At 60.2% G+C, this 3,650-nt stretch carries 2 protein-coding genes and 2 pseudogenes; 2 read left to right on the top strand and 2 right to left on the bottom strand.

The genetic code is table 11. The annotated features are described in order from the left end of the window. Positions 1–670, top strand: a pseudogene (locus WBV42_RS13910) (hypothetical protein); the annotation flags it as partial. Positions 671–702: 32 nt separating this feature from the next. Beyond that, positions 703–1,203: a 2'-5' RNA ligase family protein gene (locus WBV42_RS13905; RefSeq protein ID WP_423986556.1), complete on the top strand. Its 501-nt coding sequence runs from the start codon at positions 703–705 to the stop codon at positions 1,201–1,203. 23 nt (positions 1,204–1,226) lie between these two features. Here the strand turns inward: WBV42_RS13905 and WBV42_RS13900 are convergent, their stop codons facing one another. Further along, complete coding sequence (locus tag WBV42_RS13900) at positions 1,227–3,410, bottom strand: ATP-dependent DNA helicase (RefSeq protein WP_423986555.1); 2,184 nt, start codon at positions 3,408–3,410, stop codon at positions 1,227–1,229. A 59-nt stretch (positions 3,411–3,469) separates the two neighbouring features. Then, positions 3,470–3,650, bottom strand: a pseudogene (locus tag WBV42_RS13895) (cation diffusion facilitator family transporter); the annotation flags it as partial.

Raw genomic sequence — 3,650 nt, 5'->3', positions numbered from 1 at the left:
GAACGGGACGATAATCCGCAACGGAACGACGCTGTGCCGATACGAAACCGACGGAAATACGACGCTTTCGAGCCTCAGAACGATTTCCGCGACGATTTTGGTGGACGAGGACGGACTCATCCACGAGTTCTCCGGGAAGGCACTCACGAGCGACCGCTTTACGTCGAAGTTCGATTATCGATTCTCGGTGGTGTCCAGTCCGCCGAAGAAACCGAGTTGGATGGACACGCTCCCGCGGGTGGAGTACCGAGTGAACGCGACCGAGATAACGCTCGAACACCTTCACGGCGGCGAACGTATTCCGGCGGGAACGAACGTTTCAGTCCGTTTCAAGAACGATACCGTACTCCCGAGAGCGACTATTCAGCTCCCGAAATCGCTCGGAGACGGCGACGTTGCCCACCTGACCGCCACCGTCTCCAAGGACTCCGAGTCCGGAAAGTATCGGGCCAGTGGAAACGCCACCGTCAATCGTCCACCGACGAGCAAGTCGGGAATGAACTACTCGGATTGGACTGTTGGAATCAGCTTCAAGACGGACCAGTGGTACGTGAATCTCTGGAATTCGGAGAAAAACACCTCCGCCAAATATACCAATTCTAGCGAGTCCACGACAACAGACGAGCTACCGTCCATTCTGCATCTACCCACGTTCTCCGACAAACGGTAGTCTGATACTCCTCAAGAATCTCGAACCAACCAGTGTACAGTCTCAACGTCCCGGTTCCCGGCGAAATCGCTCAACTCGCTGGGCAACTCCGCCCGTCGCTCTACGGCTTCGACAGCGTCCGCGACCAGCACACGCTCGTCGTCAAACGGTTCGGCACGCACGAGAACTACGACCGATTGGCGATGCGGGTTCGCACCGCTCTCGTCGGCACGCCCGCGTTCGAAGCGCACGTTTCGGGAATCGACTATTTCGAGACGCCAGCGCGTGGTGACGGTCCGGTCGTCTACCTCGCCGTCGAAAGTCCCGGTCTGGAACGGCTTCACCGTGAACTGCTGGCCGAGTTCGACGCCGTCGAGGGATTGGAGGGCGAGGACTACGTTCCACACGTCACGCTCGCGCGCGGTGGCGACATCGAAATTGTCCGAGAACTCGCGGAACGTGATATCGACTCGATTTCGTGGACCGTTACGGAACTCCATCTCTGGGACGCGAAGTACGAGGAGACCGCCGCGAGAATCTCACTTCCGGCCTGAACTCTCTATCTTCGTTCGCTCTTTTACTGCGGTTTCGGCGGTTCGCCGTCCCACGCGTCCTTGTCGGTGAAAAAGTTCAGCATGGCGAACTTGAGCTTTCCGGGGTCGATGTCGATGGTTTCCTTCCGCTCCTCCGGCGGGAACGTCTCGTGAACGCTGTATTTTCCCATCTCCCGGACGCTCCCCTCGGTGTAGCGCTTGTCGAGCAGGATCCGGACGCCGAAGTCGTCCGGGGAACGGATCACCCGGCCGAGCGCCTGTCGCGTCTTCCGAATTGTCGGGATCTCGACGGCGTACTCCCAGCCGGAATTTCGCCCGGAACGGTCGGCGAACACGGTGTCGTAGGCGTCCTGCACCGCGTCCATCCGGTCATCCAGATGCGGGTACGGCACGCCGACGACGACGACAGTTCTGGCTTCGTCGCCGTCGAAGCTGACACCTTCAGCCAGTGTCCCCCACAAAGAGGTGAACAGCGCGCCGTTCCCGTCCGCCGTGAACTGCTGGCGCAGTTCCTCGACGGGGGTTCCGGCCTCGTCGAAATACAGGTTCGCGTCGGTTCGGTTCCGCACGAGATCTCGGTACCGCTCGGCTTCGGCGTAACTCGGGAAGAAGACGAGCGTGTTCCCGGCGGTGAACCGAATCGCGTCGTTCAACACCTCGGCGATGGTGTCCTGTGTTTCGGGATTGCTCCGCTCGCTGGCGAACAGGGCGGGCGTCTCGGCGGCGAACGTTCGGCGATTCTCCTCCGGGAACTGAAGCCCGTACGCCAACGAGATGGGGTCGCTCAGGCCGAGCACGTCCGACAGCACGTCGAACGGGCGTAGCGTCGCGCTCATCAGCACCGTCGCGTACACCTCCTCGAACAGGGCTTGGGTCACCTCGCGCGGGATGCAGGTGTACAGTTCCGCTCGTCCGTACACTTCGTCGGTCCCCTCGTCGCGGCGCACCGCGACGACGGGATACTGGCCGAGTTCGGCCCCTTCGTCCATGTAGGATTTGACGAATGCGGCGGCCTGGAGGGTTTGACACTCCTTTCGGGTCGTCGCGTCGCCCTCCTTGTACGCCTCCTCGTACTTCTGATCGAGTTCCTTGGCGAGCGAGAGCGCGTCGTCCAACTCCGCGTCGATTCCCTTCCCGGCGTACTCCTGGAGGAAGTTCAACGTCAGGTCGTCGCGCTTGTCCTCGTTCGCGACCGACACGTCCTGCCAGTTCTCGCCGACCGATTCGCGCTCGCCGAAACTAAAGGAGTCGTCGTAGGTCGTTTTGAGCGCCCGCTGGAACGCGGCGAGGACGTTGAACCCCGCTTCGCTCCGAAAGTCGTCGCTCTCCTGAAGTTCGTCAAGCGCGCTGTCGATGGTGTTCTCGGTCAGCGTTCGGGAGGCGTGGTCACGGGCGGTTCCCTCGATGTTGTGCGCCTCGTCGAAGATGGTGATGACGTCCTCCGGTTCGCGGCCCAACCACCGGAAGAACTGTTCGCGGATCATCGGGTCCAGCAAGTGGTGGTAGTTGCAGACGACCAGGTCCACACCCTCCATCCCGTCCTTCAAGAGTTCGTAGCCGCACAACTGCTGTTGCTCGGCGTATTCGTAGATGTCGTCGGGCGTTCGAACCCCGTCGTAGAGCCACTGATAGAACTCCTCGTTGTCCGCGGTGAGGTTGTTGTAGTAGTGCTCGCAGATGTTTTTCTCTTTGAGATTCTCGACTTCATCCTGAATCTGTTCGAGTTCGTCCATCACCGCGCTACGGGCCTCGGCGGCGGTCGAGTCGCCTTCCTGCATGTCGTCGAGCAGTTCGCGCTGTCGCTGTTCGAGTTCGTTCTTGTCGCGTTCCTTGTCGACGACCTCGTAGGTGTTGTCCCGGAGTACCTGACACTCCTGATAATCGACGTCGATGTGGCACATCGACCCCTTCCCCCGAAAGACGACGGCGCGAAGCGGTTCCTTGCGCGTTATCTCGCGCGCTTCGGTGACGAACTGGCGCATCTGCTGGTGGACGTTGGTCGTGATGACGACCGTCTTGTCCTCCTCGCGTGCGAACTCCAGTGCGGGAACGAGCGAGGAGAGCGTCTTTCCCGTCCCACACGCGCCTTCGAAGAGTACGTCCTGTCCGCGTGAAAGTCCGTTGTAGATGCGGTCCATCGCCTCCTGTTGGTTGTCGTAGGGGGCATCGTACGGGAAGAACCGCATGTACTCGTTCGTCGTGGACACGATACCGAATATTCGCGTCTTAGTTCAAAAACCCTTGCCCATCGGAGAGATGCTCGGTCTCAGATAACCGACTCCGCCGCCGTCTCCTGCACTTCCGGTTCGATGTACACTTTCTTGACGCTATCGTTGATTTCGTACAGCCCATCTTCGATGTCGGTTATCAAATCGTCCATCTCCCCGGTGTCGAGCGTCGGGTCGAACGCCACGTCGGCGGTGACGATGATGCGGTCGGGACCGAAG

It is taken from the genome of Haladaptatus sp. (assembly GCF_049589095.1).
In the GTDB taxonomy this organism is placed as follows: Archaea; Halobacteriota; Halobacteria; order Halobacteriales; family Haladaptataceae; genus Haladaptatus.
The sequence above is the reverse complement of the archived record's forward strand: the minus strand, read 5'-3'. Positions and strand labels throughout refer to the sequence as shown.